The sequence below is a fragment of the Streptomyces sp. NPDC058000 genome (assembly GCF_042886435.1).
Classification (GTDB): domain Bacteria; phylum Actinomycetota; class Actinomycetes; order Streptomycetales; family Streptomycetaceae; genus Streptomyces.
On sequence record NZ_JBHVQS010000068.1, the window covers coordinates 1 to 25,550 of the forward strand.

The 25,550-nt window shown below is 73.7% G+C and carries 20 protein-coding genes; 5 read left to right on the forward strand and 15 right to left on the reverse strand.

Going from position 1 to position 25,550, the window contains the following annotated elements; genetic code table 11:
* Positions 1-406 precede the first annotated feature (406 nt).
* Positions 407-1,414 carry a stage II sporulation protein M gene (locus tag ACFVT2_RS37535; RefSeq protein WP_390025554.1) on the reverse strand — a complete coding sequence of 336 codons (1,008 nt, stop codon included), beginning with the start codon at positions 1,412-1,414 and terminating at the stop codon, positions 407-409.
* 152 nt (positions 1,415-1,566) lie between these two features.
* On the opposite strand from ACFVT2_RS37535, the gene ACFVT2_RS37540 reads away from it, so the two are divergent.
* Entirely contained in the window at positions 1,567-2,601 is a 1,035-nt protein-coding gene (locus tag ACFVT2_RS37540) for an RDD family protein (RefSeq protein ID WP_390025556.1), read from the forward strand.
* Positions 2,602-2,689: 88 nt separating this feature from the next.
* Here ACFVT2_RS37540 and ACFVT2_RS37545 read toward each other — a convergent pair whose 3' ends face one another.
* The 8 genes from ACFVT2_RS37545 to ACFVT2_RS37580 form a co-directional block, all read right to left on the reverse strand.
* Positions 2,690-3,304 carry a hypothetical protein gene (locus ACFVT2_RS37545; RefSeq protein ID WP_390025558.1) on the reverse strand — a complete coding sequence of 205 codons (615 nt, stop codon included), beginning with the start codon at positions 3,302-3,304 and terminating at the stop codon, positions 2,690-2,692.
* A 156-nt stretch (positions 3,305-3,460) separates the two neighbouring features.
* Positions 3,461-4,918, reverse strand: coding sequence for an adenosylhomocysteinase (gene ahcY / locus ACFVT2_RS37550; protein ID WP_390025560.1), 1,458 nt, complete (start codon positions 4,916-4,918; stop codon positions 3,461-3,463).
* Positions 4,919-5,297: 379 nt separating this feature from the next.
* Positions 5,298-6,242: a cation diffusion facilitator family transporter gene (locus tag ACFVT2_RS37555; RefSeq protein WP_390025562.1), complete on the reverse strand. Its 945-nt coding sequence runs from the start codon at positions 6,240-6,242 to the stop codon at positions 5,298-5,300.
* A gap of 129 nt (positions 6,243-6,371) precedes the next feature.
* Complete coding sequence (gene manA, locus ACFVT2_RS37560) at positions 6,372-7,574, reverse strand: mannose-6-phosphate isomerase, class I (RefSeq protein WP_390025564.1); 1,203 nt, start codon at positions 7,572-7,574, stop codon at positions 6,372-6,374.
* A gap of 72 nt (positions 7,575-7,646) precedes the next feature.
* Entirely contained in the window at positions 7,647-8,783 is a 1,137-nt protein-coding gene (locus ACFVT2_RS37565; RefSeq protein WP_390025566.1) for an SIS domain-containing protein, read from the reverse strand.
* A gap of 42 nt (positions 8,784-8,825) precedes the next feature.
* A complete protein-coding gene (locus tag ACFVT2_RS37570) occupies positions 8,826-9,008 on the reverse strand; it encodes a Trm112 family protein (protein WP_016573075.1) in 183 nt (60 codons plus the stop codon).
* Positions 9,009-9,139: 131 nt separating this feature from the next.
* Positions 9,140-10,498, reverse strand: a complete 1,359-nt coding sequence (locus ACFVT2_RS37575; RefSeq protein WP_390025567.1) for a phosphomannomutase/phosphoglucomutase — start codon at positions 10,496-10,498, stop codon at positions 9,140-9,142.
* Between the two features lie 103 nt (positions 10,499-10,601).
* The gene (locus ACFVT2_RS37580) at positions 10,602-11,048 is read right to left on the reverse strand and encodes a DUF3499 domain-containing protein (protein WP_390025569.1); all 447 of its coding nucleotides are present in this window, start codon (positions 11,046-11,048) and stop codon (positions 10,602-10,604) included.
* A gap of 268 nt (positions 11,049-11,316) precedes the next feature.
* On the opposite strand from ACFVT2_RS37580, the gene ACFVT2_RS37585 reads away from it, so the two are divergent.
* Positions 11,317-11,775, forward strand: a complete 459-nt coding sequence (locus ACFVT2_RS37585; RefSeq protein ID WP_390025571.1) for a metallopeptidase family protein — start codon at positions 11,317-11,319, stop codon at positions 11,773-11,775.
* A gap of 74 nt (positions 11,776-11,849) precedes the next feature.
* Here ACFVT2_RS37585 and ACFVT2_RS37590 read toward each other — a convergent pair whose 3' ends face one another.
* From ACFVT2_RS37590 to ACFVT2_RS37600, 3 genes are all read right to left on the reverse strand, one after another.
* The gene (locus ACFVT2_RS37590) at positions 11,850-13,448 is read right to left on the reverse strand and encodes a DUF5719 family protein (RefSeq protein WP_390025573.1); all 1,599 of its coding nucleotides are present in this window, start codon (positions 13,446-13,448) and stop codon (positions 11,850-11,852) included.
* Positions 13,445-17,266 (reverse strand): glycosyltransferase family 2 protein, encoded by a 3,822-nt coding sequence (locus ACFVT2_RS37595; RefSeq protein WP_390025575.1) that lies wholly within the window; start codon positions 17,264-17,266, stop codon positions 13,445-13,447. The genes ACFVT2_RS37590 and ACFVT2_RS37595 overlap by 4 nt, the downstream gene beginning before the upstream one ends.
* Before the next feature lie 320 nt (positions 17,267-17,586).
* Positions 17,587-17,850 carry a WhiB family transcriptional regulator gene (locus ACFVT2_RS37600; protein ID WP_003983763.1) on the reverse strand — a complete coding sequence of 88 codons (264 nt, stop codon included), beginning with the start codon at positions 17,848-17,850 and terminating at the stop codon, positions 17,587-17,589.
* Positions 17,851-18,545: 695 nt separating this feature from the next.
* Between ACFVT2_RS37600 and ACFVT2_RS37605 the strand changes: the two genes are divergently transcribed.
* The 3 genes from ACFVT2_RS37605 to ACFVT2_RS37615 all read left to right on the forward strand — a co-directional run bounded on the left by ACFVT2_RS37605 (position 18,546) and on the right by ACFVT2_RS37615 (position 21,568).
* The gene (locus ACFVT2_RS37605) at positions 18,546-19,088 is read left to right on the forward strand and encodes a cysteine dioxygenase (protein WP_390025577.1); all 543 of its coding nucleotides are present in this window, start codon (positions 18,546-18,548) and stop codon (positions 19,086-19,088) included.
* A gap of 132 nt (positions 19,089-19,220) precedes the next feature.
* Positions 19,221-20,180: a 2-phospho-L-lactate transferase gene (cofD, locus tag ACFVT2_RS37610; protein WP_390025579.1), complete on the forward strand. Its 960-nt coding sequence runs from the start codon at positions 19,221-19,223 to the stop codon at positions 20,178-20,180.
* Positions 20,177-21,568 carry a coenzyme F420-0:L-glutamate ligase gene (locus ACFVT2_RS37615; protein ID WP_390025581.1) on the forward strand — a complete coding sequence of 464 codons (1,392 nt, stop codon included), beginning with the start codon at positions 20,177-20,179 and terminating at the stop codon, positions 21,566-21,568. Before cofD ends, ACFVT2_RS37615 begins: the two co-directional genes overlap by 4 nt.
* 42 nt (positions 21,569-21,610) lie before the next feature.
* On the opposite strand, the gene ACFVT2_RS37620 is transcribed toward ACFVT2_RS37615, so the two are convergent.
* The 3 genes from ACFVT2_RS37620 to ACFVT2_RS37630 form a co-directional block, all read right to left on the reverse strand.
* Positions 21,611-22,516, reverse strand: coding sequence for a DNA-3-methyladenine glycosylase family protein (locus ACFVT2_RS37620; protein ID WP_390025583.1), 906 nt, complete (start codon positions 22,514-22,516; stop codon positions 21,611-21,613).
* A gap of 140 nt (positions 22,517-22,656) precedes the next feature.
* The gene (locus ACFVT2_RS37625; RefSeq protein WP_390025585.1) at positions 22,657-23,739 is read right to left on the reverse strand and encodes a sugar phosphate nucleotidyltransferase; all 1,083 of its coding nucleotides are present in this window, start codon (positions 23,737-23,739) and stop codon (positions 22,657-22,659) included.
* A gap of 342 nt (positions 23,740-24,081) precedes the next feature.
* Positions 24,082-25,485 (reverse strand): peptidoglycan recognition protein, encoded by a 1,404-nt coding sequence (locus tag ACFVT2_RS37630; RefSeq protein ID WP_390025587.1) that lies wholly within the window; start codon positions 25,483-25,485, stop codon positions 24,082-24,084.
* Between the last annotated feature and the right edge of the window lie 65 nt (positions 25,486-25,550).

Consider the following 25,550-nt stretch of genomic DNA (forward strand, 5'->3'; position numbering starts at 1 on the left):
ACCTTACCAGATCCGTTTCCGTCTCTGGCCCCCTGCTGGAGCGGGGTCCGGCCGCTTCGCTTTCGCTTTTCGGCCTTTCCGACTTTATCAGATCTTCTTTCCGATCCAGACCGCGAGGCGGCCGGTTCGAATTCCGTTCTGAATTACCCGTCAGAGGGGGTTTGTCTTTCGACTTTTCCGACTTTATCAGAAGGCATTCGATCCAAATAATCGAGTGGAACTTCTGATAAGTGGCCGGTGCGCTCAGTCGATTCGAAAGTGCGACTGGAGCGGAGGAGAGACTAAACGTCGCGATTGAACTTGTCCAGTTCGTTGCAACCGTTTGAATCTACCTCCCCCTGCCACCCATGTCAACGGGTTGCTGGGGCGAAGAGGAGATTAGCAGGTCAGGAGGGGTGCGCGCACCTCAGGCGGCGGTGGGGAGGAGGGCGGCGCGGTCGGTGGTGGCGACGTCGCCGGTTTCGCCGGCGCGTACGGCGCGGCCGCCCAGTACGTAGACGTAGGTGAGGAACGCCAGCTCGGCGAGGATGCCGATGGTTATGCGGGCCCAGGTCGGGAGGCCGGAGGGCGTGACGAAGCCTTCGAGGACGCCGGAGACGAAGAGGACGGCGGCCAGGCCGATGGCGACGCCGAGGGCGGTGCGGCCTTCCTCCGCCAGGGCCGTACGACGGGGGCGGGGCCCCGGGTCGATGACGGTCCAGCCCAGGCGCAGGCCGATGCCGGCGGCGACGAAGACGGCGGTCAGTTCGAGGAGGCCGTGCGGGAGGATCAGGCCGAGGAAGGTGTCCAGGCGGCCCGCCGAGGACATCAGGCCCAGGCCGGCCCCGAGGTTGAGCATGTTCTCGAAGAGGATCCACAGGACGGGGAGGCCGAGGAAGGCGCCGAGGACCAGGCAGAGGGCCACGGCCTGGGCGTTGTTCGTCCATACCTGGGCGGCGAAGGCCGCGGCGGGGTGGTTGGAGTAGTAGGCCTCGTAGTCGCCGCCGGGGCGGGTCATCTCGCGGAGTTCCTGGGGGGCGCCGAGGGTGGACTGGACCTCCGGGTGGGCGGCTATCCACCAGCCCAAGAGGGCGGCGACGGTCAGGGAGAGCACCGCCGTGGGGATCCACCAGTGGCGCAGGCGGTAGACGGCGGCGGGGAACGAGGTGGTGAAGAAGCGGGCGGCGTCGCGCCAGGAGGACGTGCGGGCGCCGGTGACCTTGCTGCGGGCGCGGGCCACGAGGGAGGTGAGGCGGCCCGTCAGGGCGGGGTCGGGGGCGCTGGAGAGGAGGAGGGAGAGGTGGGTGGTGGTGCGTTGGTAGAGGGTGACGAGTTCGTCGGCCTCCGCGCCGGTGAGGCGGCGTTTTCGGCGGAGGAGGGAGTCGAGGCGATCCCATTCGGCGCTGTGGGCCGTGACGAAGACATCGAGGTCCATGCGGGGTCGCTCCTCGTAGCGCGGTGGGTGGGTGCCGGGCCAGCTTGGCAGACTGGCCGGGCGCGGGCCCTGGACCTCAAGGGGTAGGGAGCACCGTGTGAGGGGGCCGCGCGGTGGCGGGCTCGGGAGCAGGGTCGAGAGGGAGTGGGCGTGTGAGTCAGCTGGTGACGGGGGAAGCGGTGGTGCTGGGGCTGCGGCCGGCCAGGCTGGCGAGCCGCGGGCTGGCGGTGATCGTCGATCTCGCGGTGGCCTGGGGGACGTACATCGTGGTCACGTTGGTGATGGTGAGCGCTGCGTCCTCGTTGGACAGTGCGGTGCTGGCGGCCGTACAGGTGGCCACGTTCGTGTTGGTGCAGGTGGGGATTCCGATCGCGGTCGAGACGCTGAGCCACGGGCGGTCGTTGGGGAAGCTGATCTGTGGGCTGCGGGTGGTGCGGGAGGACGGCGGGCCGATCCGGTTCCGGCATGCGCTGGTGCGGGGTGCCATGGGGGCGGTCGAGATCGTGATGACGATGGGGGTGTTGGCGTCGATCGCGTCCATGGTGTCGGCCCGGGGGCGGCGGCTGGGTGATGTGTTCGCCGGGACGCTGGTGATACGGGAGCGGGTGCCCGAGGCGGAGGGCGGGGGTGTGGTGCTGCCGGCGCCGCCTCCGTGGTTGGCCGGGGAGGTCGGGGGGCTCGATCTGTCGCGGGTGCCGGACGGGTGGTGGCTGGCCGTGCGGCAGTACCTGGGGCGGCTGGGCGAGTTGGATCCGCAGGCGGGCGCGGCGATGGCCTGGCGGCTCGCGGGGGATCTGCGGGGCTTCACGGGGGCGGAGGTGCCGGCGGGGTTGGACCCGGCGGTGTATCTGGCGTCGGTGGTGCGGGAGCGGCAGGGGCGGGAGTCCCGGCGGGCGTTCGGGGCGAGCGGTGTGCCGGGGGCGGTCATGGGGGTGCCGCCCTCGGGTGGTGTTCTTGGGGGTGGTGTTCCTGCGGGGGCTTCGGCGGAGCGTGGAGGCGGTGCGGCTGCGGCCGGTGGGGCGTGGGTGGCGCCCGGGGGTGCGGTGGCGGCCGGGCAGGGGGCAGCCGGCGGTGCGCCGGGAGGCGGCGGGGCGGGCTGGCCTACGGGGACGGCCCCGGCGGCGTCGGGTCAAGGCGGGGGCGGCCAGGCGCCTCGGGGTGGCAGCGGGTTCGCGCCGCCCGTGTGAGACGGGTCGGGCAGCAGGAGGCCGGTGGGGAACGGGGCGAGTTGTCGCCCGGGGGGCGAGGCACGGGGTCCGGCGCTCGCCGTCGCCGTCAGGTGAACGTCGAGGGCGGCGTGTCGAGGGATTCGAGTTCGATGCCGGGGGCGGCGAGGACGACGTCGCCGGCGAGGTGGACGGCGTGCTGTTCGCCGGTTTCGAGGTCGGTGACCTGGTACTCGTCGGCGATGAGCGGGGCGTTGTCAGTGGCGTGTGGTGTGCTGGAAAGCAGGGCCCAGGACTGGTCGAGGGTGCGGGGGGCGAGGACGGGGGGTGTGAAGGCGACGAGGCGGACGCGGGTGGCGCCGGCGCCCAGGGCGGGGCGCAGCAGGCGGGCGGTGGCGACGAGGAAGGCCGGGGACGCGCCGGTGAAGGCGTGGGCGGGGACGTTGCCTTCGGTGGCGTGGGTGCCGGTGGGGTCGGTGCGTACCCAGGTGACGCCGTCCAGGGCGGCGCCGCGGATCTGCCAGGCGGAGCGCACGAGTTGGAGGCGGATCGGGCGGCCGAGGTCGTCGAGGGTGAGGTCGACGGATCCGGTGGGCTCGCCGGCGGTGTCGAGGGTCTGGGAGACGTAGCGCCAGCCGGAGGGGCCGGTGGCGCAGTGGAAGTGTTCCTCGCCGAGGGGGGTGTGGTCGTGCGGGTCGTACAGGGAGTAGTGGCCGCGGGGCATGGTGGTGCAGTCCTTGGGGGAGGCGGGCGGGGCGGTGCGCCGCGGGCGGGGGTTCGGGGGATTCTGCGAGCCAGGCCCCCGCCGGGAGGGCGAGGGCCTGGTGCCAGCGGCTGCTGGGGTGCCGGCTACCGGTCCGCGGGCGGGCCGGTGGTGGCTTTAGTAGCGGTAGTGGTCGGACTTGTAGGGGCCGTCGACCTTGACGCCGATGTAGTCGGCCTGCTCCTGGCGCAGGGTGGTGAGCTTGACGCCCAGCGCGTCCAGGTGGAGGCGGGCGACCTTCTCGTCCAGGTGCTTGGGCAGGACGTAGACGTCGGTCGGGTACTGCTCGGGCTTGGTGAACAGCTCAAGCTGCGCCAGCGTCTGGTCCGCGAAGGAGTTCGACATCACGAACGAGGGGTGACCGGTGGCGTTGCCCAGGTTGAGCAGACGCCCCTCGGACAGCACGATCAGGACCTTGCCGTCGGGGTGGGTCCAGGTGTGGACCTGCGGCTTGACCTCGTCCTTGACGATGCCGGGGAGCTTGGCCAGACCGGCCATGTCGATCTCGTTGTCGAAGTGACCGATGTTGCCGACGATCGCCTGGTGCTTCATCCGCGCCATGTCGGAGGCAAGGATGATGTCCTTGTTACCGGTGGTGGTCACGAAGATGTCCGCGGTCTCCACGACCTCCTCAAGCGTGGTGACCTGGTAACCGTCCATCGCCGCCTGCAGCGCGCAGATCGGGTCGATCTCGGTGATGATCACGCGGGCACCCTGGCCGCGCAGGGACTCCGCGCAGCCCTTGCCCACGTCGCCGTAGCCGCAGATCACGGCGGTCTTGCCGCCGATCAGGACGTCGGTGGCGCGGTTGATGCCGTCGACCAGCGAGTGGCGGCAGCCGTACTTGTTGTCGAACTTCGACTTGGTCACCGCGTCATTGACGTTGATCGCGGGGAAGAGCAGGACGCCGTCGCGCTGCATCTCGTAGAGGCGGTGGACACCGGTGGTGGTCTCCTCCGTCACGCCGCGGATCTCGGAGGCGAGCCGGGTCCACTTCTGCGGGCTGTCGGCGAGGGTGCGGTTGAGGAGCTCCAGGATCGCGTGGTGCTCTTCGTTCTCGGCGGTCTCGACCGCCGGGGCCTGACCGGCCTTCTCGTACTCCACGCCCTTGTGGACCAGGAGCGTGGCGTCACCGCCGTCGTCGAGGATCATGTTCGGACCGCCGGTGGGCGTGCCCGGCCAGGTCAGCGCCTGCTCCGTGCACCACCAGTACTCCTCCAGGCTCTCGCCCTTCCAGGCGAAGACCGGGACGCCCTGCGGAGCCTCGGCGGTGCCGTGGGGGCCGACCGCGATCGCCGCGGCGGCATGGTCCTGGGTGGAGAAGATGTTGCAGGAGGCCCAGCGCACCTGCGCGCCCAGGGCGACCAGGGTCTCGATCAGCACGGCGGTCTGCACGGTCATGTGCAGCGAGCCGGTGATCCGGGCGCCCTTGAGGGGCTGCTGGTCGGCGTACTCCTTGCGGATCGCCATCAGACCGGGCATCTCGTGCTCGGCGAGGGTGATCTCCTTGCGGCCGAAGGCGGCGAGGGAAAGGTCGGCGACCTTGAAGTCCTGGCCGGTGGCTGCTGTCGTCATTCGGGCTGCTCCTCGGAATGTCGAGGTCGGTCGGGCAATTCGGGCAGTCTGCGGCGCGGGTTGGGGGTCCCCAGTGGTAACGGGGCGCACTTGAGCCTACGTGGAGGCTGGTACACCTCTCCCCTTGCCGCAGCGCAATCCGTCGGAGGCCCTCTCTCCCTCGGCCGGTCCGCGGTGCGGGCCGCCCGACCGCCATCAGCAGCGACGTCTGGCACTGCCCTCGAATTTACACCGAACGGTCCTGGTGCCCCAGCCCGCATCGGTTTGTTCGTTGGCTTGTTCTGTGCGGTGTGCGGGGGTGGGGGTCGGTCGGCGGGTGGGGTGGCATGCGTAAGGCCCCGCCTCCTGGGGTGGCGGGGCCTTACGGCGGGTGGGTCGGTCAGGTGCCGCTGGGGGGCTGGGCGGCGGCGGCCCGCTCGTCGTAGATGTCGGGTTCGAGGTAGATGACGCGGGCTATCGGGACGGCTTCCCGGATGCGGGCCTCGGCGGCGTCGATGGCGCGGGCGATCTCGGTGGCGGTGTCGTCGTGCTGGACGGCGATCTTGGCGGCGACGAGGAGTTCCTCGGGGCCGAGGTGGAGGGTGCGCATGTGGATGACGCCGGTGACGACGTCGCCGTCGACGAGGGCGGCGCGGATCTTGGCGACCTGGTCGGGGCCGGCCGCCTCACCGAGCAGCAGGGACTTGGTCTCGGCGGCGAGGACCAGGGCGATCAGGACCAGCAGCGTGCCGATGCACATGGTGCCGATGCCGTCCCAGGCGCTGTTGCCGGTGGCGAGGGTGAGTCCGACGCCGCACAGGGCGAGGACGAGGCCGATCAGCGCGCCGAAGTCCTCCAGTAGGACGACGGGGAGTTCGGGGGCCTTGGCGCGGCGGATGAACTGGACCCAACTCTGCTGGCCGCGCAGTTCGTTGGACTCCTTGATCGCGGTGCGGAAGGAGAAGCCCTCGGCGATGACGGCGAAGATCAGGACGCCGACCGGCCAGAACCAGTTGTCCAGGGGGTGCGGGTGCTGGATCTTCTCCCAGCCCTCGTAGAGCGCGAAGACGCCGCCGATGGTGAACAGGACGATGGAGACCAGGAAGCCGTAGATGTAGCGCTCGCGGCCGTAGCCGAAGGGGTGTTCGGCGGTGGCGGCGCGCTTGGCCCGCTTGCCGCCGAGCAGCAGTAGGCCCTGGTTGCCGGAGTCGGCGATGGAGTGCACGCCTTCGGCGAGCATCGAGGACGAGCCGCTGAAGGCGAAGGCGACGAACTTGGCCACGGCGATCGCCAGGTTGGCGCCCAGCGCCGCAACGATCGCCTTGGTACCGCCGGATGCGCTCATGGGTGCGCCGTGTCCCTTCCGTAGACCGGGCTTTACCGCCCCTTTAATGACGTGCGGCGGTCATTCTTGCAGCCCGGTCCGCGGGAGGTGTCGGGAGGCCGTATCCCGGACGGGATCCCGTTCCGGGGATCAGGCGACGACGGTGGCGCGGAAGAGGGTGCCGTCGCCGGCGAGGGTGAGGTGTTCGCCGGCGGGGGCGAAGGCGGCGGTGCCGGGGGTGAGGGTGAGGTCGCGGGTGGTGCCGCGGTCGCTGGTCAGGTGTACGGAGCCGGCGGTGCAGAGCAGGATCTGCGGGGTGCGGGCGGGGAGCGGGCGGGGGGCGGCGCCGGGGGCGAGCGCGAAGCGGGAGAGGCGGAACTCGTCGACGGGGGTGTCGTAGACCTCCTCGCCGTCGACCTCCTCGGGTCGCAGTACGCCGGCGTCGCGGGGGGCGAAGCGGACCACGCGCAGGAGTTCGGGGACGTCGACGTGCTTGGGGGTGAGGCCGCAGCGGAGCACGTTGTCGGAGTTGGCCATCAGTTCCACGCCGAGGCCGCTGAGGTAGGCGTGCGGGATGCCGGCGCCGAGGAAGAGCGCTTCGCCCGGCTGGAGGCGGACGTGGTTGAGGAGCGCGGCGGCGAGGACGCCGGGGTCGCCCGGGTAGTGGTGGGCGAGGGTGGCGAGGGCCTCGTACGCCTCGGCGTGCGGGCCTCCCTTGGGGGCGAGGTGGGCGGCGGCGGTGGCGGCGCGTTCGACGGTTTCGGCGATGGCGTGGGGTTCGGCGCCGAGGACGGCGGTGAGCACCTCGCGCAGGGCGGATTCCTCCGGGCTGGCGCGGAGGATGTCGACGTACGGCTTGAGGTCGCCGACGTCGAGGCCCTCCAGGAGCTCGGCGGCCTGGTCGGGGTGGCGGAAGCCGCAGAGGCCGTCGAAGGGGGTGAGGGCGCAGATCAGCTCGGGCTTGTGGTGCGCGTCCTTGTAGTTGCGGTGCGGGGCGTCGAGGGGGACGCCGCGGGCCTCCTCGTCGGCGTAGCCGGCTTCGGCCTGGGCGCGGTCGGGGTGGACCTGGAGGGAGAGCGGGGCGCCGGCGGCGAGGACTTTGAACAGGAAGGGCAGCCGGGGGCCGAAGGCGCGGACGGTGTCGGCGCCCAGTTCGGCCTCAGGGTCGGCGGCGATCACGTCGGCGAGGGAGACCGGGCCGTGGCCGCGGTCGAGGCGGGAGGGGGCACCGGGGTGGGCACCGAGCCACATCTCGGCCTGCGGTTCGCCGGTGGGTGGGACGCCGAGGAGGTCGGGGAGGGCGGTGGTGGAGCCCCAGGCGTAGGGGCGCACGGTGTTGACGAGGCGGTCCATGGGACGGCTGCTTCCTGACGTGACGTGGGTGGTCCGGCGGGGCGCGGGTGGTGGGCTCCCCCGGAGCCATGATCACTCGGTGCCGGCGAGCGCCAGGTAAACGGCACCGAAATCGGCGATGGCGAGGAGTTCCGCGGCGCGTTCCAGGTCGCTGCCGGCGGTCGGCTCCAGCTCGCTGAGGGGGGTGTCGCGTTCGTCGGCGAGTTGCTGGGCGGCGCGGGTGGCGGAGAGCGGCCCGGCCTCGTCCTCGCGGAGCAGGATGATCCTGGCGTGCAGGGCGGCGGGTTGTTCGACGCGATCGCGGAAGAAGTCGTCGGGGTCGGCGCCGGCGGCGAGTGCGCCGGCGAGCAGGGTGCGGTGGGTGGTGAGCACCTCGGGGAGTTCCGCGGCGAGCGCGGGGCGACCGGCCAGTCCGGCGAGTTCGGTGGCGAAGTGGCGGCCGACGGCGCCGGCGATCAGGCCCTCGGTCCAGATGAGCGGGAGCGCGTCGGCGAGGTCGGCGGCGAGGGTCTTGCCGGGGTTGGTGTAGGTGGGGATGGCCGGGCCGCAGCGTTCGGCGACCTGGTCGAGGCGGTCGGCGAGCTTGCTGACGGCGTCCGCGGGGGCGCTGATGAGGCCGATCCGGTCGGCGAGCACGAGCAGCGGGATGAGGACGGACCAGAGGGTGCCGGGGGCGGCGGGTGGGGCGCCCTCGACGTCGAATTCCTCGTCGTAGGCGGTGGTGGCCAGGGGGACGGGCAGGCCGCGGGCCTGGACGACGGCGTCGGCGAGCGGGCCGCCGGCCGGGGTGACGGCGACGACCGCGCAACCACGGCGGTAGGCGTGTTCGACGAGTTCGGCGAGGCCGGGGTCGGCGGCGTCGGGGCCGGCGACCAGGAGGAGGTCGAGGGGGCCGGCCCAGCCGGGCAGGGTCCAGCGGAGAGCGCCGGGTAGGGGGGCGACTCCGGTGGGCTGGATGAGGCTGACCGGGCAGCTGCCGCCGCTGAGGGCGCGCAGCAGGTCGGCGACGCCGGCGGCGGCCGGGGCGGGGCCGGCGACCAGGATGGCGCGCGGCCGCCCGTCGGGGGTCAGCTCGGGGATGCCGGATTCGGCGGCGCTACGGGCGGCGGTGCGGACCCGGGCGCCGGATTCGGCGACGCCGCGCAGCAGGCCGAAGCGGTCGGCGCCGGCCAGCGCCTCGGGGGCGTCGAGCAGTGACTCGTCGAGCATGGTGGCGCGGCCTCCGATCGCCGGTGGGCGGGGTGGTGCCGGTCAGGCGGGGCGGCGGGCTTCATCGACGAGGAGGACCGGGATGCCGTCCTGGACGGGGTAGGCGAGGCCGCAGTCGGCGGAGGTGCAGATCAGCTCGGCCGGGTCGGCCGCGGTGCGGTCTTCCAGCGGGGCGTGGCAGGCCGGGCAGGCGAGGATCTGGATCAGGCTGGCTTCGACCGGCATCGGGGTGCTCCTTTGGCGTGGTTACGGCGTGGCCAGCGTACCGCCGGTGTGGGGGGCGGGGCCTGCCCGGAGGGGGTTTTGGCAGGTGGGAGGGCCGGGGTGGGCGGCCCTCCCGTCCGGTGGGGCGTGGGTCAGCCGCGGATGATGCCCAGGGCCTCGTCGCGGGTGCGTGCGACGGTGGCCTGGTCGCGGGCCTCGACGTTGAGGCGGAGCAGCGGTTCGGTGTTGGAGGGGCGGACGTTGAACCACCAGTCGGCTGCGGTGACGGTCAGTCCGTCGAGTTCGTCGAGGGTGATGCCGTCGCGGCCTTCGTAGGTGGCCTTGATGGCGGCGAGTCGGCCGGCCTGGTCGTCGACGGTGCTGTTGATCTCGCCGGAGGCGGCGTAGCGGTCGTACTGGGCGACCAGCTGGGACAGCGGGCCGTCCTGGCCTCCGAGGGCGGCCAGGACGTGCATCGCGGCGAGCATGCCGGTGTCGGCGTTCCAGAAGTCGCGGAAGTAGTAGTGGGCGGAGTGCTCGCCGCCGAAGATGGCACCGGTGTGGGCCATTTCGGCCTTGATGAAGGAGTGGCCGACGCGGGTGCGGACGGGGCTGCCGCCGTGCTCCTTGACGACCTCCGGGACGGACCACGAGGTGATGCAGTTGTGGATGACCGTGCCGCCGGGGTGCTTGGCCAGTTCGCGGGCGGCGACCAGGGCGGTGATCGCGGACGGGGAGACCGGGTCGCCGTTCTCGTCGACGACGAAGCAGCGGTCGGCGTCGCCGTCGAAGGCGAGGCCGAGGTCGGCGCCGACGGCGCGGACCCGGGCCTGAAGGTCGGTGATGTTCTTCGGGTCGAGCGGGTTGGCCTCGTGGTTGGGGAAGGAGCCGTCCAGCTCGAAGTAGAGGGCGTCGAGGTCGAGGGGCAGGCCCTTGAAGACGGTGGGGACGGTGTGGCCGCCCATGCCGTTGCCGGCGTCGACGACGACCTTCAGGGGGCGGATGTCCGACAGGTCCACCAGGGAGTGCAGGTGGGCGGCGTAGTCCTTCAGGACGTCGCGCCGGGTGAGGGTGCCGCGTGCGGCGGCCGGCTCGGGGGCGCCTTCGGCGGTCCAGCGCTCGACCAGGGCGCGGATGTCGGCGAGGCCGGTGTCCTGGCCGACGGGGGCGGCGCCGGCCCGGCACAGCTTGATGCCGTTGTACTGGGCGGGGTTGTGCGAGGCGGTGAACATCGCGCCGGGCAGGTCGAGGGCGCCGCTGGCGTAGTAGAGCTCGTCGGTGGAGCAGAGGCCGATCTCGGTGACGTCGGCGCCGCGGGCGGCCGCGCCGCGGCCGAAGGCCCGGGACAGGCTCGGCGAGGAGGGCCGCATGTCGTGCCCGATGACGATCGCGTCGGCGCCGGTGACCTGGACGAAGGCCGCGCCGAAGAGTTCGGCCAGGGTCTCGTCCCACTGGTCGGGGACCACGCCGCGCACGTCGTACGCCTTCACGATCTGCGACAGATCAGTCACAGCCAGCCCTCCTGCAGTCGCTACGGGGTGACAAACCTACCCGTACGTTCTGTGCGGGGGCCGTGAACCAGCCGTGTACGGCAGCGGGCCAGCTGGTGGCGGGTCAGGAGTCGGGTGAGCGCAGGATCCGGAGGTGGCCGCGGCGGGCGACCTCCATGGGGTGGCCGTCGCGGCCGGTGGGGGTGGGGGTGTTCGTGCCGCCGGCGGCGCGTTCCTGGGGGCGGGCGGCCTCGCGGACGGCGTTGGCCAGCGCTTCGAGGTCGTCGCTGTTGGGGCGGGCGGGCCCGGGGTCGATGGCGAGGCGGACGACTTCCCAGCCGCGGGGGGCGGTCAGGCGCTCGGAGTGTTCGGCGCACAGGTCGTAGCAGTGCGGCTCGGCGTAGGTGGCGAGCGGTCCGAGCACGGCGGTCGAATCCGCGTAGACGTACGTCAGCGTTGCGACGGCGGGGCGGCCGCACGCAGTGCGCGAACAGCGACGTACAGGGCTCACGACGTTGGACGGTACCGCACTCTTGAGCGGGCCGCGACGACTCTCCCCCGGCTCACCCAACCGTGTCGTCCCGCTTCGTCCGATGCGTCTGACCTGCACCCGTCGGTCGGGGCTCGGCGGGGGTGCGCGCGGAGGGGTCGTGCGGGGGGCGGCATGCCGTCCCCAGGTGGTGCATTTCGTGTCATTCTGCGGTGCGGAGTGGGGGTGGGGCGATCCGATACGGGGCCACAAACGAACCGAACCGGGGCCGGTCCGGTCACCCGACGACAAGTGGCGAGTTGTCGCACAACGCCGTGCGGGTCGTCCCCGGAGGACTACGCTCGATCTGATGGACAGCCCCGTACCTCCCCGTCCTGCGGAGCCGCGACCCCGCCGCCGCGACCGCCACGGCCGTGGCATGCGCGGCCCGATCGCGCCTCCCCAGGTACCGCTGTCGGTGTCCCGCGCCGACGCGTTCGCGGACCTCGTCTACGACTCCCGGGACCGGCTGGAGCGGCGCTGGTCGCAGCTGGCGCAGGTCGATTTCCTGGTGCTGGAGGTGCCGGGGTTCGGGCCGGGCGACGAGCCGGACCCGCTCGCCGAGGAGGAGGGCGTGCCGCTGGGCCGGGTGCTGCCGGCCGGTGGCGGATATCGCGACCGGATCGTGATCTACCGCAGGCCGGTGGAGATCCGCACGAAGAGCCACGACGAGCGGGCGCTACTGGTGCACGAGGTCGTCGTCGAGCAGGTCGCCGAGCTGTTGGGGCTGGCGCCGGAGTCGGTGGACCCGCGCTACGGGCAGGAATGAGCGGGCAGCGCGGGTCCGGGAGGTGTCGCCCGCGGCGGCGCCCTTGAGGCGCGGCCGGGTGACGGGCGGGCGGGTCAGCGGGTGAGCAGCGACAGGTCCTGGCCGGCGGTGGGCACCAGCACCGAACCGCGGTCGTCGGGCAGCGACTGGATGGTGAAGGCGGGCAGCCCGCCCTGCGGCAGCGCCAGCATCCGGGCCGCGTAGACCGGGCCGCTGCCGGGCTGGGGCTCAACGGTCAGCGCGTAGGAGCCCTTGAGGCCGGTCGGCTGCGGCGGCTGGACGGCGAGGCTGGTGCCGCCCTTGACCGTGTACGTCTTGGAGACCGGGGTGCCGCCGTCGCTGCCGGCCGACGCGGTGACCTTGACCTTGGCGTCCTTGCCCTTCTCGGGGGCGACCAGGGTCAGGGTGCTGGCCTTGGCCCGGTTGTCGGCGACGGTGCCGCGGGCCTCCAGGGGCCGGGTCGCCGGGATGAAGGCCATCTCCTGGTTGTCGCCCTTGCCGCGGATCACCCGCAGCGCCGCGGCGATCGGGGCGGTGGAGCCGTCGTCGCTCGGGGTGAGGACCAGCGAGCCGGCCTCGCCCTTGGTGACGTCCTTGAGGTCGACGGTGGTGGCCATCCCGCTCTTGACGTGCAGGCTGTCGAGGCCGGCGGGGGTGATCAGGCCGGTCGGGGTGGCCAGTTGGACCTTGAGGTCGACGTCGGCGTCGCCCGGCGCGACGGCGACCAGTTGGACGTCGGTGGCATCGGCCGGGATGCCGGGGAGGACGGCACCGGGCGACGGGTCGGCGGCGGGCGGCAGCCAGTCGCCGCCGGTCTTGGCGTCGGCGGCCTGGACGGCCGCGCCGATCCGGCCGGAACGGGCGGTGACGTGCAGCGCGGCGCCGTCGGCGGAGCTGCTGGTGAGGGTGGAGAGCAGCACCGGGACGGTGGTGCGCGGCGGCACGGTGATGTCCTCGCCGCCGCCGCTGTCCGTCAACGGGCCGTCCTTGCCGCGCATTTCGAGGTCCACGACGGCCGGCACCGAATCGGGGTTGGTGAGGTGGACGTAGTCGTTGCGGCCGGCGGCGGTGCTGACGCCGGGGAACCAGAACTGGGTGTCGGGGGCGGTGCAGGTCAGCCCCTGGAGGCCGCGGCCGGAGCCGGCGGCGATGCCGGTGGTCTGCTGGACGGTCCAGCCGGGGGCCAGCACACCGTCGGCGGAGCCGGTCAGGGCGGGTGCGTCGGCGCTGTCGGTGGTCGCGATGACCGGCTTCCCGGCCTGCTGGAGGGGCACCACGGGCTTGGTGTCGGGCGGCGGGACGATCTGCGTCCCGCCGGCGTCCGCGGCACCGCCCTTGCCCTTGCCGTCCTTCGCGTCCTTGCCGCCCTTGCCGGCGGCGTTGCCGTGGCTGTCGGCGACCGTGCCGGCGGGCTGGAGCTGGGCGGTGCCCTTCTTGGTGTCCGCGCCGGCCGCGGCACCGGGGGGCGCGAAGGCGGTGTAGGTGGTGTCGGCGACCTCCGAGGAGCTGGGCGCCGGGCACACCAGCGTGGACCGCTGGACGGGCAGCCGGGTGCCGCTCGCGGGGGCCGCGGCCGCGGCCGCGCCGTCGCCGGGGGCCGCGAGCGCGGCGACCCCGGTGACGGCGGCCAGCGCGGCGGCCGCGGCGGTGAGGGACAAGATGGTGCGCTTCACTGCTGCTCGCTCCCGTCACGGCGCGGCTCGGGGAAGGCGCCGGGGTACGTCGTGCCGTCGTAGGGCTGCGGGTGCTGCGGATGCTGAGGGTGCTGCTCCGCCCCGGCGTCCGGGTAGGGCTGCTGCTGGCCGCCGTAGCCGTACGGGTCGTAGGCGCCCGCCTGGTAGGGGTCGGTCGTGTACCCGCCGGACTCGTAGCCGCCGGACTGGTACGGGTCGGCCGGCGGATAGGGCTGCTGCTGCGCGCCGTACTGGCCGGCCTCGTACTGGCCGGCCTCGTACGGGTCGGCGGACGGGGCGTAGGGCTGCTGGTCCGCGGCGGACGGGTCGGGGGCGGCCGGCCACTGCTCGTAGGAGGGCTGCGGCGGTACCGCGGCGTAGGGGTCGGCGGCCGGAGCCGGGTCCGGGGCCGGGGCGGCGGCCGGGGGCTCCTCGCCGGTGCGGGCGGCCGGGATGCCGGCGTCGGCCGGTGCGGCGGCCTCGGCCTGGGCGCGCAGCCGGCGGGCCCGGCGGCCCTCCCCCGCGGTCTGGTCGGCGGCGGCCGCGGTGGTCACGGCGGCCGCGCTGGTCACGGCCGCATCCTCGGGCAGGTCGTCGTCGATCTCCCGGCGGCGGCCGGGCAGCGCCATCACGACCAGGACGAGGGCGAGCAGGCCCTGGCCCCACAGCCACAGGGTGTGGCCGAGGGGGTTGTCGTGGGTGAGGTCGAGCCGGCCGCCGTCGGACGGGAGCTGGAAGCCCTGGGCCCAGCCGTCGAGGGTGACGGGCTTGAGGGGGGTGCCGTTGAGGGTGGCGTGCCAGCCGTCGTCGGCGGCGTCGGCGATCCGCAGGATCCGGCCGGCGGGACCGGCGGGCACCTTGGTGGTGTGCGCGTTGACCGGTCCGGCCGGCACCGGGACGGGCGCGACGGCGTCGCCGTTGCCGGTGCCCTCCTTGGTCTGGCCGGGCACGATCGCGATCCGGGAGACGCGCTGGTCGACCCGCCACAGGGCGCTGCCGTCCTCCTGGCTGAGCCGGGTCAGGCCGGGGGTGGCGTCCAGGACGCGGCCCATCTCGCGCGGGGCGCCCTTGCGGACCAGGACGTAGCGGACCGCGTAGCCGCCGAGCCGGTCGGTCTGGTCGGCGCCGGAGCCGGCGACGAGGTGGGCGACGACGGCGTCCAGGCGGGTGTCCGGGCCGGCCTCGGCGGCCAGGTCGGCGTCGCCGAGCTGAGCTCCGGAGCCGCGGACGAGGGAGTAGGAGACGTGACCGGCGGTGCCGTCCAGGACGAGGGTGCGGGCCCGGTCGGTGGTCGTGGACTCCTCGGCGACGAACGCCGGGACCTGCGTGGGGTCGCGCCGCTGGACCGGGCCGGCCGCGCCGGTGATCATCCAGCTGACCGCGGCGTAGAGCGGGGCGATCAGACAGGCCGACGCGACCAGCACGGCGGCCGGCTGCTTCCAGCCGAAGCCGAGGGCGGCCATCCGGGTGCGGATGCCCTCGGCGCCGACCGCGGCCGCGCACAGCAGCGCCAGGCCGTAGACGAGCATGGCCGGGCCGGTCCAGCCGGAGCCGTTGCCGAGCGCCGCGAACAGCAGCCCGGTCAGGGCCACCGCCCAGGCGGTGCGGATCGCGGTCTGCCGCGCGTCGCGCAGGGTCGCGCCGAGGGCGGCCAGCACGATGCCGAGGAGCAGCAGCCCGCCGACGGCCTTGGGGCCGCCCGGGGAGAGCCCGACGAGGTCGAGGACGGAGGCGGAGCCGGCGCCGTAGTCGAGGCCGGCCTCGCGGAAGAACTGCGACGGGTGGGTGAGCAGCGACAGCGACCAGGGCGCCAGCACCACCAGCGGGGCGATCACCACGGCCAGGAACCGCAGCAGGTACGGCATCACGAGGCCCCGGTTGCCGTCCAGGAAGCGCAGCACCAGCAGCGCCACGCCGAGCAGCACCGCGAGCGGCCAGACGAGCGGGGTGAAGGCGCTGGTGACGGTGACCAGCAGCGCGTACGCCCAGGCGGCGCGCCAGCTGGGTCGGGTGCCGGGCGCCAGCCGCAGTCCGCTCGCGGCGACCGCGGCGCGGGCCATCAGCGGCAGCAGGACGGCCAGTACGGCGGTGCCCAGGCGGCCGCCGGCGAGCGCACCGGTGGCGGCGGGCAGGAAGGCGTAGGCGATGCTGCCCCAGGCCCGCAGCAGCCGCGAGGCGACCAGCGGGCGGGACGCGAAGTAGGCGGTGAGGCCGGCCAGCGGGACCGAGCAGACCAGCAGCAGGGTGAGGGTGAAGCCGGTGCTGCCGAGGAAGAGCGTGGAGAAGGAAGCCAGCACGGCGAGGTAGGGCGGCGCGGAGGCGGTGTCGCCGACGCCGACCGGGTGCCAGTTGTTGACGTAGGACGACCACAGGGCGCCGAGGCCGTCGGGCGCGGGCAGCAGGGCGCCGCCGACGAGCGAGCCGCTGCCGAGCAGTCCGCGGCAGGCGATCAGCGAGACGACCAGCAGGACGAGGAAGAGCACCGGTCCGGGCCGGCGGGCGATCCGTTTGAGCCGCGCGAACTGCTCGATCTCCAGGTAGTCGGCGTCGTCGCCGCCGGGCCCGGACTCCACGGCGCCGTGCCGGCCGGCGGAGGCGACGTCGGGGGCGGCGCGGCCGGCGAGGTTGCCGGCGACCTGTTCGACGGTGGCGCGGACGGTGGCGCCGGGCGGCGGGAACAGCGGCCGCAGCTCGCTCGGGTCGACCGTCGGCTTCCCCCGGCGTTTGCGGGCGGCGAGGATCTTTCCGGGGCGGAGCAGGGTGCCGAAGAGTCCGGCGAGTTCGTCCAGGGCCTGGCCGGGGACCTTGCCGACGAGGTACGCGATGACCCGCAGCAGGGTGCCGATCAGCAGCCGCAGCAGGGTGTAGGGGACCAGCGCGCCGCGGGTGTTGGCGAGCAGGGTGTAGACGGCGCCGGCCTTGTCGACCCGGTGCGGGTTGGCCACGGAGCGGCCGACGCAGTCGATGGGCCGGCGTTCGCGGGCGGCGGCCTCGGCGTGCCGTAGGACGGCGTCCGGGGCGATCAGGACCTGATGGCCGGCCGCCTGGGCGCGCCAGCACAGGTCGACGTCGTCGCGCATCAGCGGCAGCCGGCGGTCGAAGCCGCCCAGCTGCTCGTAGACGTCGCGGCGGATGAGCATGCCGGCGGTGGAGACGGACAGCACCGGGCGGACCTGGTCGTGCTGGCCCTGGTCCTGTTCGCGGCGGTCCAGGCCGGTCCAACGGCGGCCGCTGCGGGCGATGCTGACGCCGGTTTCGAGCAGCTGCCGGCGGTCGTACCAGCTGCGCAGCTTGGGGCCGACGATGGCGGTGGACGGGCTGGCGTCGGCGATCCGCAGCAGTTCGGCGAGGGCGTCGGGGGCCGGCGCGCAGTCGTCGTGCAGCAGCCACAGCCACTGGACCGGTTCCCCGTGCGGGAGTTCCGGCATCTCGTACGCCTCGTCGTGCCAGGTGCGGCTGACCGGGTCCCAGCCGCTGGGGCGGCGCAGGTACGGCAGGTCGTCGGGGCCGAGGACGGGGGCGGTGCGGACCGCCTCGTCGACGGCGGTGCCGAATCCGGAACGGCGGGCGAGGTGGAGCACGTGGTCGTCGCCGATCGCCTCGGCGAGCAGTTGGGCGGAGTCGTCCCCGCTGCCGGTGTCGGCGCCGATGACGTTCTGCACCGGGCGCTCCTGGCCGAGCAGTCCGGCGAGCGCGTCGGGCAGCCAGCGGCCGCCGTCGTGCGAGACGATCACGGCGGTGACGACGTGCCGCGGGAACTCTGGTGTGGCAGCTGCGTACGGGGCGGCCTGGGCCGCCGACTGGCTGTGCACGGACATCGAGGTACGGGCCCTCCGGACCCGGGAGTCCGGGGCCCACGGCGAAGTCGCTGAAAGGCCCCCGCCCCCGGAAGACACTGCGACGGACTACGAGGGACACGCGCACCCCGCGCCGGCGGTGCGGGCGTGTCTCGGACGGGGCCCCACACTAATGGTTCGCGCCGGGGCACCGATCGGCTCCGTACACAGCAGACCGCCTCCGGCGGCCGGGGCGCTGGAGGCGGTGTGTTCGCTATAGGGGGATATGGGGAGTTGGGGTGGTGCGGCGGCGTGGTCGGCGCGGCCGCGGGCTGCTGGTGCGGGGGGCTGGCCTGTCACGGTCAGACGGCGGCCTTCTTGAGCCGGCGGCGCTCGCGCTCGGACAGACCGCCCCAGATACCGAAGCGCTCGTCGTTGGCGAGGGCGTATTCGAGGCACTCCGACCGGACTTCGCAGGCGAGGCAGACCTTCTTGGCCTCGCGGGTGGAGCCACCCTTCTCCGGGAAGAAGGACTCGGGGTCGGTCTGGGCGCACAGTGCGCGCTCCTGCCAGCCGAGCTCCTCGTCCGCCTCCTCGACCAGCAATTCCTGGAACAGCTCGGTCATGTGCGCCCCTCGTCTGTCTTTACGTCCCCGTGATCAAGCCGTGATCGAATTCGGCTGAACGACACGAGTGAAATTACAAGTGTGCTGATCCGGGCCAGTCAAGCCGAGATCTGCTATTGGGCCTCTTATTCACTCTGCGGAACCAAGCATATGCGGAAAGTGTTCAAATCATCCAAAAACAGGACACTTCCCCGGGCAGCGAACCCGTGGCTCCCTTCTCACCGAGTGAGACGTCAACGGACGGCTTTCGCGTTGCACCGCGCGCGCCGGAGCGGGAAAGATCACAGCCGGATCACAGGACCGCAACGGCGGCCGTGGGCACGGTTGCTGACCGCTTCTCCGCACCATGGGCTGCACAAACCTTTCTCCGGACGGAGTAACCGGATGAGGTGAACGCTGTCCGATACGCGGTCATGCGTTTGACAGCGCACCACCGCCCCATGTCTCCTTGGCCGCATGCCAGCGACCTCCGCGCACCGACTGACCCGTTCCTACGGGTCGCTCTGCGCTGCGCAGGCCCGCTGTCGCTGTTCCAGCTGTCGTAGCCACTGAGCTCCAGCCCGCCGCGCTCGCACCATCCCGTCAGCGCACTGCTCCGCCGCGACCACCGCGCCGCGCCCCCACAAGGAACGGCCCGCGCCGTGCCGCACCCCACTTTCGCGCGTCACCCAGCACTTCCGCCGAGGAACCCCGCCATGAACAGCGACGTCCAGATCGCCGGCGACCCGCTCGCCATCCCCCACCTGCTGCCGCCCGTCCCCGCGCACCCCACCACCGTCGCCGGCTTCGCGGGCCTGGCCCGCTCCCTCGCCGCCGACCGCGCCGCGTGGACCCCGCTGGTCCGCTACGACGCCACCACCCGCTGGTACCACCGGCTGCGCACCGGCCCTGGTTACGAGGTGTGGCTGCTGAGCTGGGTCCCCGGGCAGGGCAGCGGCCGGCACGATCACGGCCCGTCCTCGGGCGTACTGACCGTCCTGGAAGGCGAGTTGACGGAACACGGCACCGGTGGAGCGCGCACCCTGGGCGCCGGCGCCCAGCGGGTGTTCGCCCCCGGCTACGCCCACGAGGTCGTCAATGACGCGCTGGTGCCGGCCGTCAGCCTGCACGTGTACTTCCCCGGCCTGACCGACATGCCGATGCTCCCCCCGTCCCACCTCCGTTCCGCCGAGGCGGCCCCGCTCGCGCCGTACAGCGCCCGGTGCGCGGCGCCGGTCCAGGGGACCGCGACCCACTGACGCCCACCCGTCACCCGACCACCACCCCTCATGGAATCAGCCTGCGGCTGACAGCCCACCCGTCACCCTGCCCCCCTCTTGGAAGCAGCCCACCCCTCTTGGAAGCAGCCTGCGGCTGACAGACTTGCGGGCATGCGCATTGTGGTTCTGGCCGGCGGTATCGGCGGCGCCCGCTTCCTGCGGGGACTGAAGGCAGCGGCTCCGGACGCGGACATCACCGTCATCGGCAACACCGGTGACGACATCCATCTGTTCGGGCTGAAGGTGTGTCCCGATCTCGACACCGTGATGTACACGCTCGGTGGCGGGATCAACGAGGACCAGGGCTGGGGCCGGACGGGCGAGACGTTCCGGGTGAAGGAGGAACTGGCCGCGTACGGCGTCGGGCCGGAGTGGTTCGGGCTGGGTGACCGGGACTTCGCCACCCATATCGTCCGGACCCAGATGCTGGGCGCCGGCTACCCGCTGAGCGCGGTCACCGAGGCGCTGTGCGACCGCTGGCAGCCCGGTGTGTGGCTGCTGCCGATGTCCGACGACCGGGTCGAGACCCACGTCGCCATCGAGGACGAGAACGGCGAACGCAAGGCCGTGCACTTCCAGGAGTACTGGGTACGGCTGCGGGCGTCGGTGCCGGCGCTGGCCGTGGTGCCGGTCGGCGCCGAACAGGCCAAGCCGGCGCCCGGCGTGCTGGAGGCCCTCGCGGCGGCCGACCTGATCCTCTTCCCGCCCTCCAACCCGGTCGTCAGCATCGGCACGATCCTGGCCGTCCCCGGCATCCGGGAGGCCGTCGCGGAGGCCGCGGCACCGGTGGTCGGGCTGTCGCCGATCGTCGGGGACGCCCCGGTGCGCGGGATGGCCGACAAGGTGCTGGAGGCGGTCGGGGTGGAATCCAGCGCGGCGGCGGTGGCCCGGCACTACGGGGCGGGTCTGCTGGACGGCTGGCTGGTGGACGACGTGGACGCGGGCGCGGTGGCCGACGTCGAGGCGGCGGGGATCCGCTGCCGCGCGGTGCCGCTGATGATGACGGACGTGGAGGCCACCGCCGCGATGGCCCGCGAGGCGCTGGCGCTCGCCGCGGAGGTGCGGCGATGACCGGGACGGCGCCCGGGTACCGGGTGTGGGCGCTGCCGGGCATCCCCGAGGTGCGGCCCGGCGACGACCTCGTCAAGTTGATCGCGACCGCGACGGCCGGCGCCGACCTGACCCAACTGGCCGATGGCGACGTGGTGTTGGTCACCTCGAAGATCGTCAGCAAGGCCGAGGGGCGGATCATCGAGGCCACCGACCGCGAGGCGGCGATCGACGCCGAGACGGCGCGGGTGGTGGCCCGCCGCGGCACCCTGCGGATCGTGGAGGACCACCGGGGCCTGGTGATGGCCGCGGCCGGCGTGGACGCCTCCAACACCCCGTCCGGCACGATCCTGCTGCTGCCCGCGGACCCGGACGCCTCGGCCCGCGCGCTGCGGGCCGGGCTGCGCGAGACGCTCGGCGTGGACGTCGGCGTGATCATCAGCGACACCTTCGGGCGGCCGTGGCGCAGCGGTCTGACCGACGTCGCCATCGGGGCGGCCGGGGTGCGGGTGCTGGACGACCTGCGCGGCGGCACCGACGCCTACGGCAATCCGCTGGTCGCCACCGTCGTGGCCACCGCGGACGAACTCGCCGCCGCGGGCGACCTGGTGAAGGGCAAGGCGACCGGGCTGCCGGTGGCCGTGGTGCGCGGGTTGCCGCACGTCGTCCTGCCGGCGGACGCGGGGCCGGAGGCGGACGCGAGCCCGGAGGCGGGTGCCGGCGGGAACGCGGACGGCGAGGAGCCCGCGGACCTGGGGGCGCGGGCGCTGGTGCGGAACGCCGCGGACGACATGTTCCGGCTGGGCACCTCCGAGGCCGTCCGGGAGGCGGTGACGCTGCGGCGCACGGTCCGGGAGTTCACCGACGATCCGGTGGACCCGGGCGCGGTGCGGCGCGCGGTGGCCGCGGCACTGACCGCGCCGGCGCCGCACCACACCGCGCCGTGGCGGTTCGTCCTCGTGGAGTCGGCGGAGTCCCGGACCCGCCTACTGGACGCGATGCGGGACGCCTGGGTGGCCGATCTGCGCGCGGACGGGAAGTCGGAGGAGTCGATCGCCAAGCGGGTGCGGCGCGGCGACGTGCTGCGCAACGCGCCGTATCTGGCGGTGCCGTGCATGGTGCTGGACGGTTCGCACGCCTACCCGGACGCGCGGCGCGGCGCCGCCGAACGCGAGATGTTCGTCGTCGCGCACGGCGCGGGCATCCAGAACTTCCTGGTGACGCTGGCCGCCGAACGGCTGGGGTCGGCGTGGATCTCCTCGACGATGTTCTGCCGGGACGTGGTCCGGGAGGTGCTGGAGCTGCCGGCGGACTGGGAGCCGATGGGGGCGGTGGCCATCGGGCGGCCGGCGTCGCCGCCGCGGGAGCGGCCGGCGCGGCCGGTGGACGACTTCGTCAGCGTCCGCTGAGCGGGCGTTCGACGGACCCCACGGTGGGCGGCGCCGTCCCGGTCACAGCCGGGCGATGTCGCCCACCGGGAAGCGCGGGGCGCGGCGCGGCGGGATCAGGCCGGAGAGCAGGATCAGCCGGGCCGCGCGGTGCCGCTGGCCCTCGTAGGGCGCCAGCAGGTGAAGCATCTCCTCGTCGGTGGTGCCGCGGCGGCCGGTGAGCGCATAGCCGATGATCTTCGGCAGGTGCAGGTCGCCGACGGTGATCGCGTCGGGGGCGCCCAGGGCGCGCTGGAGGGTCTCGGCGGCCGTCCAGGGGCCGATGCCCAGGATCGCGGTCAGCCGGCGGGTGGCGGCCGCGAGGTCCATCCGCGCGGCCTCCTCCATACGGGCCGCGACCCGGACCGCGCGCACGATCGCCGAGGACCGCTTGTCGTCGACGCCCGCGCGGTGCCACTCCCAGGACGGGATCAGCGCCCAGCCGCGCGGCTCGGGCATCACCCGCAGCCGGTCCCAGGGGCCGGGCGCGGGCGTGCCGTGTCGCTGGAGCAGCAGCCGCCAGGCGCGGTACGCCTCGTCGCTGGTGACCTTCTGCTCCAGGACCGAGGGGATCAGCGACTCCAGGACCAGGCCGGTGCGGGCGAGCCGGACGCCGGGGTGGCGGCGGCGCGCCTCGTGGACGACGCGGTGCCGGGCGGTCAGCGCCGCCGGGTCGTCGGACTCCCCCAGCAGCTCCGGCAGGCGCTCCAGCAGCCACTGCGCGCCCGGGCCCCAGGCCGTCGCCGCGATGTGGCCGTCGGCGGGGCGGGCCGCCAGGCGCAGGGTGCCGGGGCCGTCGGGCGTGCGGCAGGCGCGCCAGATCTCGTCGCCGCGGACCGCGAACGCCGGGTCGCCGGGACCGCGACGCAGCACCCCGAGGGTGCGGTGCAGGTCGTACGGGCCGGGCGGAACCCAGGTGCGGGCGGGCATGCCGCCAGGTTAGGCGATCGGGGTCGGGCCGAGGTCAGGCGTCGGTCGTCGCCGGTCGGACGGGGACGCCGTCACCGGTTGGGCAAGGACGTCGTCGCCGGTCGGACGGGGAACAGGTCGCCGGTCGGACGGGGCGCGCGTCACTGGTCGGACGAGAAGCGGACCGAGCCGGCGGGGATGTCGGCGCCGCACCAGATGCGGATGCCGCCGCGCAGTTCGTTGTCGGGACCGACCACCGCGCCGTCGCCGATCACCGCGCCGTCCAGGACCGTACGGGCCCCGATGCGGGCGCCGGCGCCGATCAGCGAGTCGCGGACCTGGGCGCCCGGTTCGATCACGGCGCCGTCGAGGACCGTGCTGCCGTCCACCCGGGCGCCGGCGCCGACCGTGGCCGCGGAGCCGACCACGGTGCCGCCGGTGAGCTTGGCGTCGGGGGCGACCTCGGCGTCCGCCAGGACGAGGCGGTCGCCGCAGCGGCCGGGGACGGCCGGGGACGGGGCGCGGCCCATGACCAGGTCGGCGGAGCCGCGGACGAATGCCTGCGGGGTGCCGAGGTCGAGCCAGTAGGTGGAGTCGACCATGCCCTGGAGGTGGGCGCCGTCGGCGAGCAGGCCGGGGAAGGTCTCGCGTTCGACGGAGACCGGGCGGCCGGTGGGGATGGAGTCGATGACCGAGCGGTTGAAGACGTAGGCGCCGGCGTTGATCTGGTCGGTGACGATCTCCTCGGGGGTCTGCGGCTTCTCCAGGAAGGCGGTGACCCGGCCGGTTTCGTCCGTGGGGACCAGCCCGAAGGCGCGCGGGTCCTCGACCCGGGTGAGGTGCAGGGAGACGTCGGCGCCGCTGGTGCGGTGGGTGTCGACCAGGGCGCGGATGTCCAGGCCGGTGAGGATGTCGCCGTTGAAGATCAGCACCGGGTCGCCGGGGGCCGAGTGCAGCCGGGAGGCGACGTTGCGGATGGCGCCGCCGGTGCCCAGCGGCTCCACTTCGGTGACGTATTCCAGGTGCAGGCCGAGCGCGGAGCCGTCGCCGAAGTACGGCTCGAAGACCTCGGCGAGGTAGGACGTGGCCAGGACGATGTGCTCGACGCCGGCGGCGCGGGCGCGGGCCAGTTGGTGGGTGAGGAAGGGCACGCCGGCGGCCGGGACCATGGGCTTGGGCGTGTGCACCGTCAGCGGGCGCAGCCGAGTGCCCTTGCCGCCGACCAGGAGGATCGCTTCGGTCACTTGTGTCCTCTTGTTCGCTTCTCCGCCCGTGCAGTGCAACGGTGCGGCAGTCGTCGCGTCGACCGCGGCCCGGCGGCTGCGCGTGCGACGCTCACGTGGTCTTCTCTGCTTCCTGGGGTCGGCTGGTCGGCGGACCAGTGTAGGCAGACGGACCGTCGGTCGCCCTCGGCGGGACGTCGGGACGCGGCGGGCCGATGACGGGTGCCGGGAGGTATCGCGGTCCCTAGGACGTGCAGTGGCGGCGATCGGTTCAGTGTCGGGGCCGACGACCGTGCGGCGGCAGAGGACACCGGGGGTGACACGTTTCACGGCGGCGGTGCCGGACGGGGCTCCCGGCGGGCGTCAGCGGCCCTGGAGGCGGGCCGCGGCCAGCCGGACCGCGGGGAGGTCGGCATAGAGGAGGGTGCCGGGGCATTCCGTCTTGAAGCCGTCGCGATGGCCGGAAATGACGTGCTGTTGGACGACTCTCCCCTTCCGGTAGAGATTGCCGCCGGTGGACCTCATCGGGGTGCGGCCGCGCGGATCGGCGCCGTGCAGGCCGAGTTTCCAGGCCGCCAGCCGGCCCAGCGCCTCGACGGCGGGGCGGGGCGGGGCGGTCTTGCTGAACGAGCCGAGCAGCGCGATGCCGGTGCTGTCGTTGTTGAAGCCGAGGGTGTGGGCGCCGAGTACCGGTTTGGCGACGCCGCCGGCGCGGCCCTCGTAGATGGTGCCGCACTTGTCGATCAGGAAGTTGTAGCCGATGTCCCGCCAGTGGCTGCTCTTGACGTGGTAGCGGTACAGGCCGCGGATCACCGAAGGGGCTTGTGCGCAGGTGTAGTTGTTGCCGGTGGCGCTGTGGTGGACGAAGACGGCGCGGACCGGGTGGGTGTAGACGAAGCGCGCTTCGCGCAGCTGCTCGTCGGCGCCCCAGCCGGCCCGGGTGACGATGCGCGGGCGGGCGCCGATGTGCACCGCTCCGGCGGCGGGCCCGCCGGCCGCGGTGACGTCGGCCTGGGTGGCGGCCTGGTCGGCGGCGGGGATCTCGGTGGCGCCGAGCGGTGCCAGGGGCGCGTTGGCGGCGGAGCTGGCGGTGGCCTCGGGGGTGCTGGGCGGGCCGCCGCGGACGACGGGGGTGTCGGGGCCGGGGTCGACGAGTTCGAGGCGTAGGCCGTGCGGCAGGACGGTGGCGGCGCGGTGCGGGTCGGCGAGCGTGAGGCGCAGTTGGACGGCGTCGCTGGCGCCCACCCACAGGGGCGCCGTGCTACCCCGTGCGGCGTTGCCGCGGCCCTCCCCGGCGCCGAGGTCGGGGGCGTCGTCGCTGGCGTTCTGGAGGTCCTGCCAACCGGACCAGAGGCCGCTGCCGCGGGCCCGGGTGCGGACCTGGATCCGGCCGCGGAGGGCGGCCGCGGCGTCGTCCCAGACGATGCCGAGGAGGGAGAACGGCCGGACCGTGCGGGGTGCCAGTCCGCGGACGGCCGGTTCTTGTGGCGATTCGCCGACCTGGGTGCCCTGGGTGCCCTGGCCGCCCTGGCCGCCCTGGGCGGGGGTGCCCGGGACGGCCGGGGCGGCCTGGGCCGTCGGGGCCGTCGAGGCCGTCAGGAAGAGGCTCTCCAGTGGCAGGGACTGGGTGGCGCCCGGCAGGTCGCCGGCGCGCACCGCGCCGGGCCCGGGGGCTGACTCGGCGGGGTGCGCGGCGGCCGGGGCGAGGGGCAGGGCGAGGGCGGCCGTGCACGCGGCGCCGAGGCAGGACACGAGGAAGGGGCGCATGGGAAATCCTGGACACGGCCGGCAGCGGCCCGCCATCGCTGGTCTGACGGGGCATCGGCCGAACC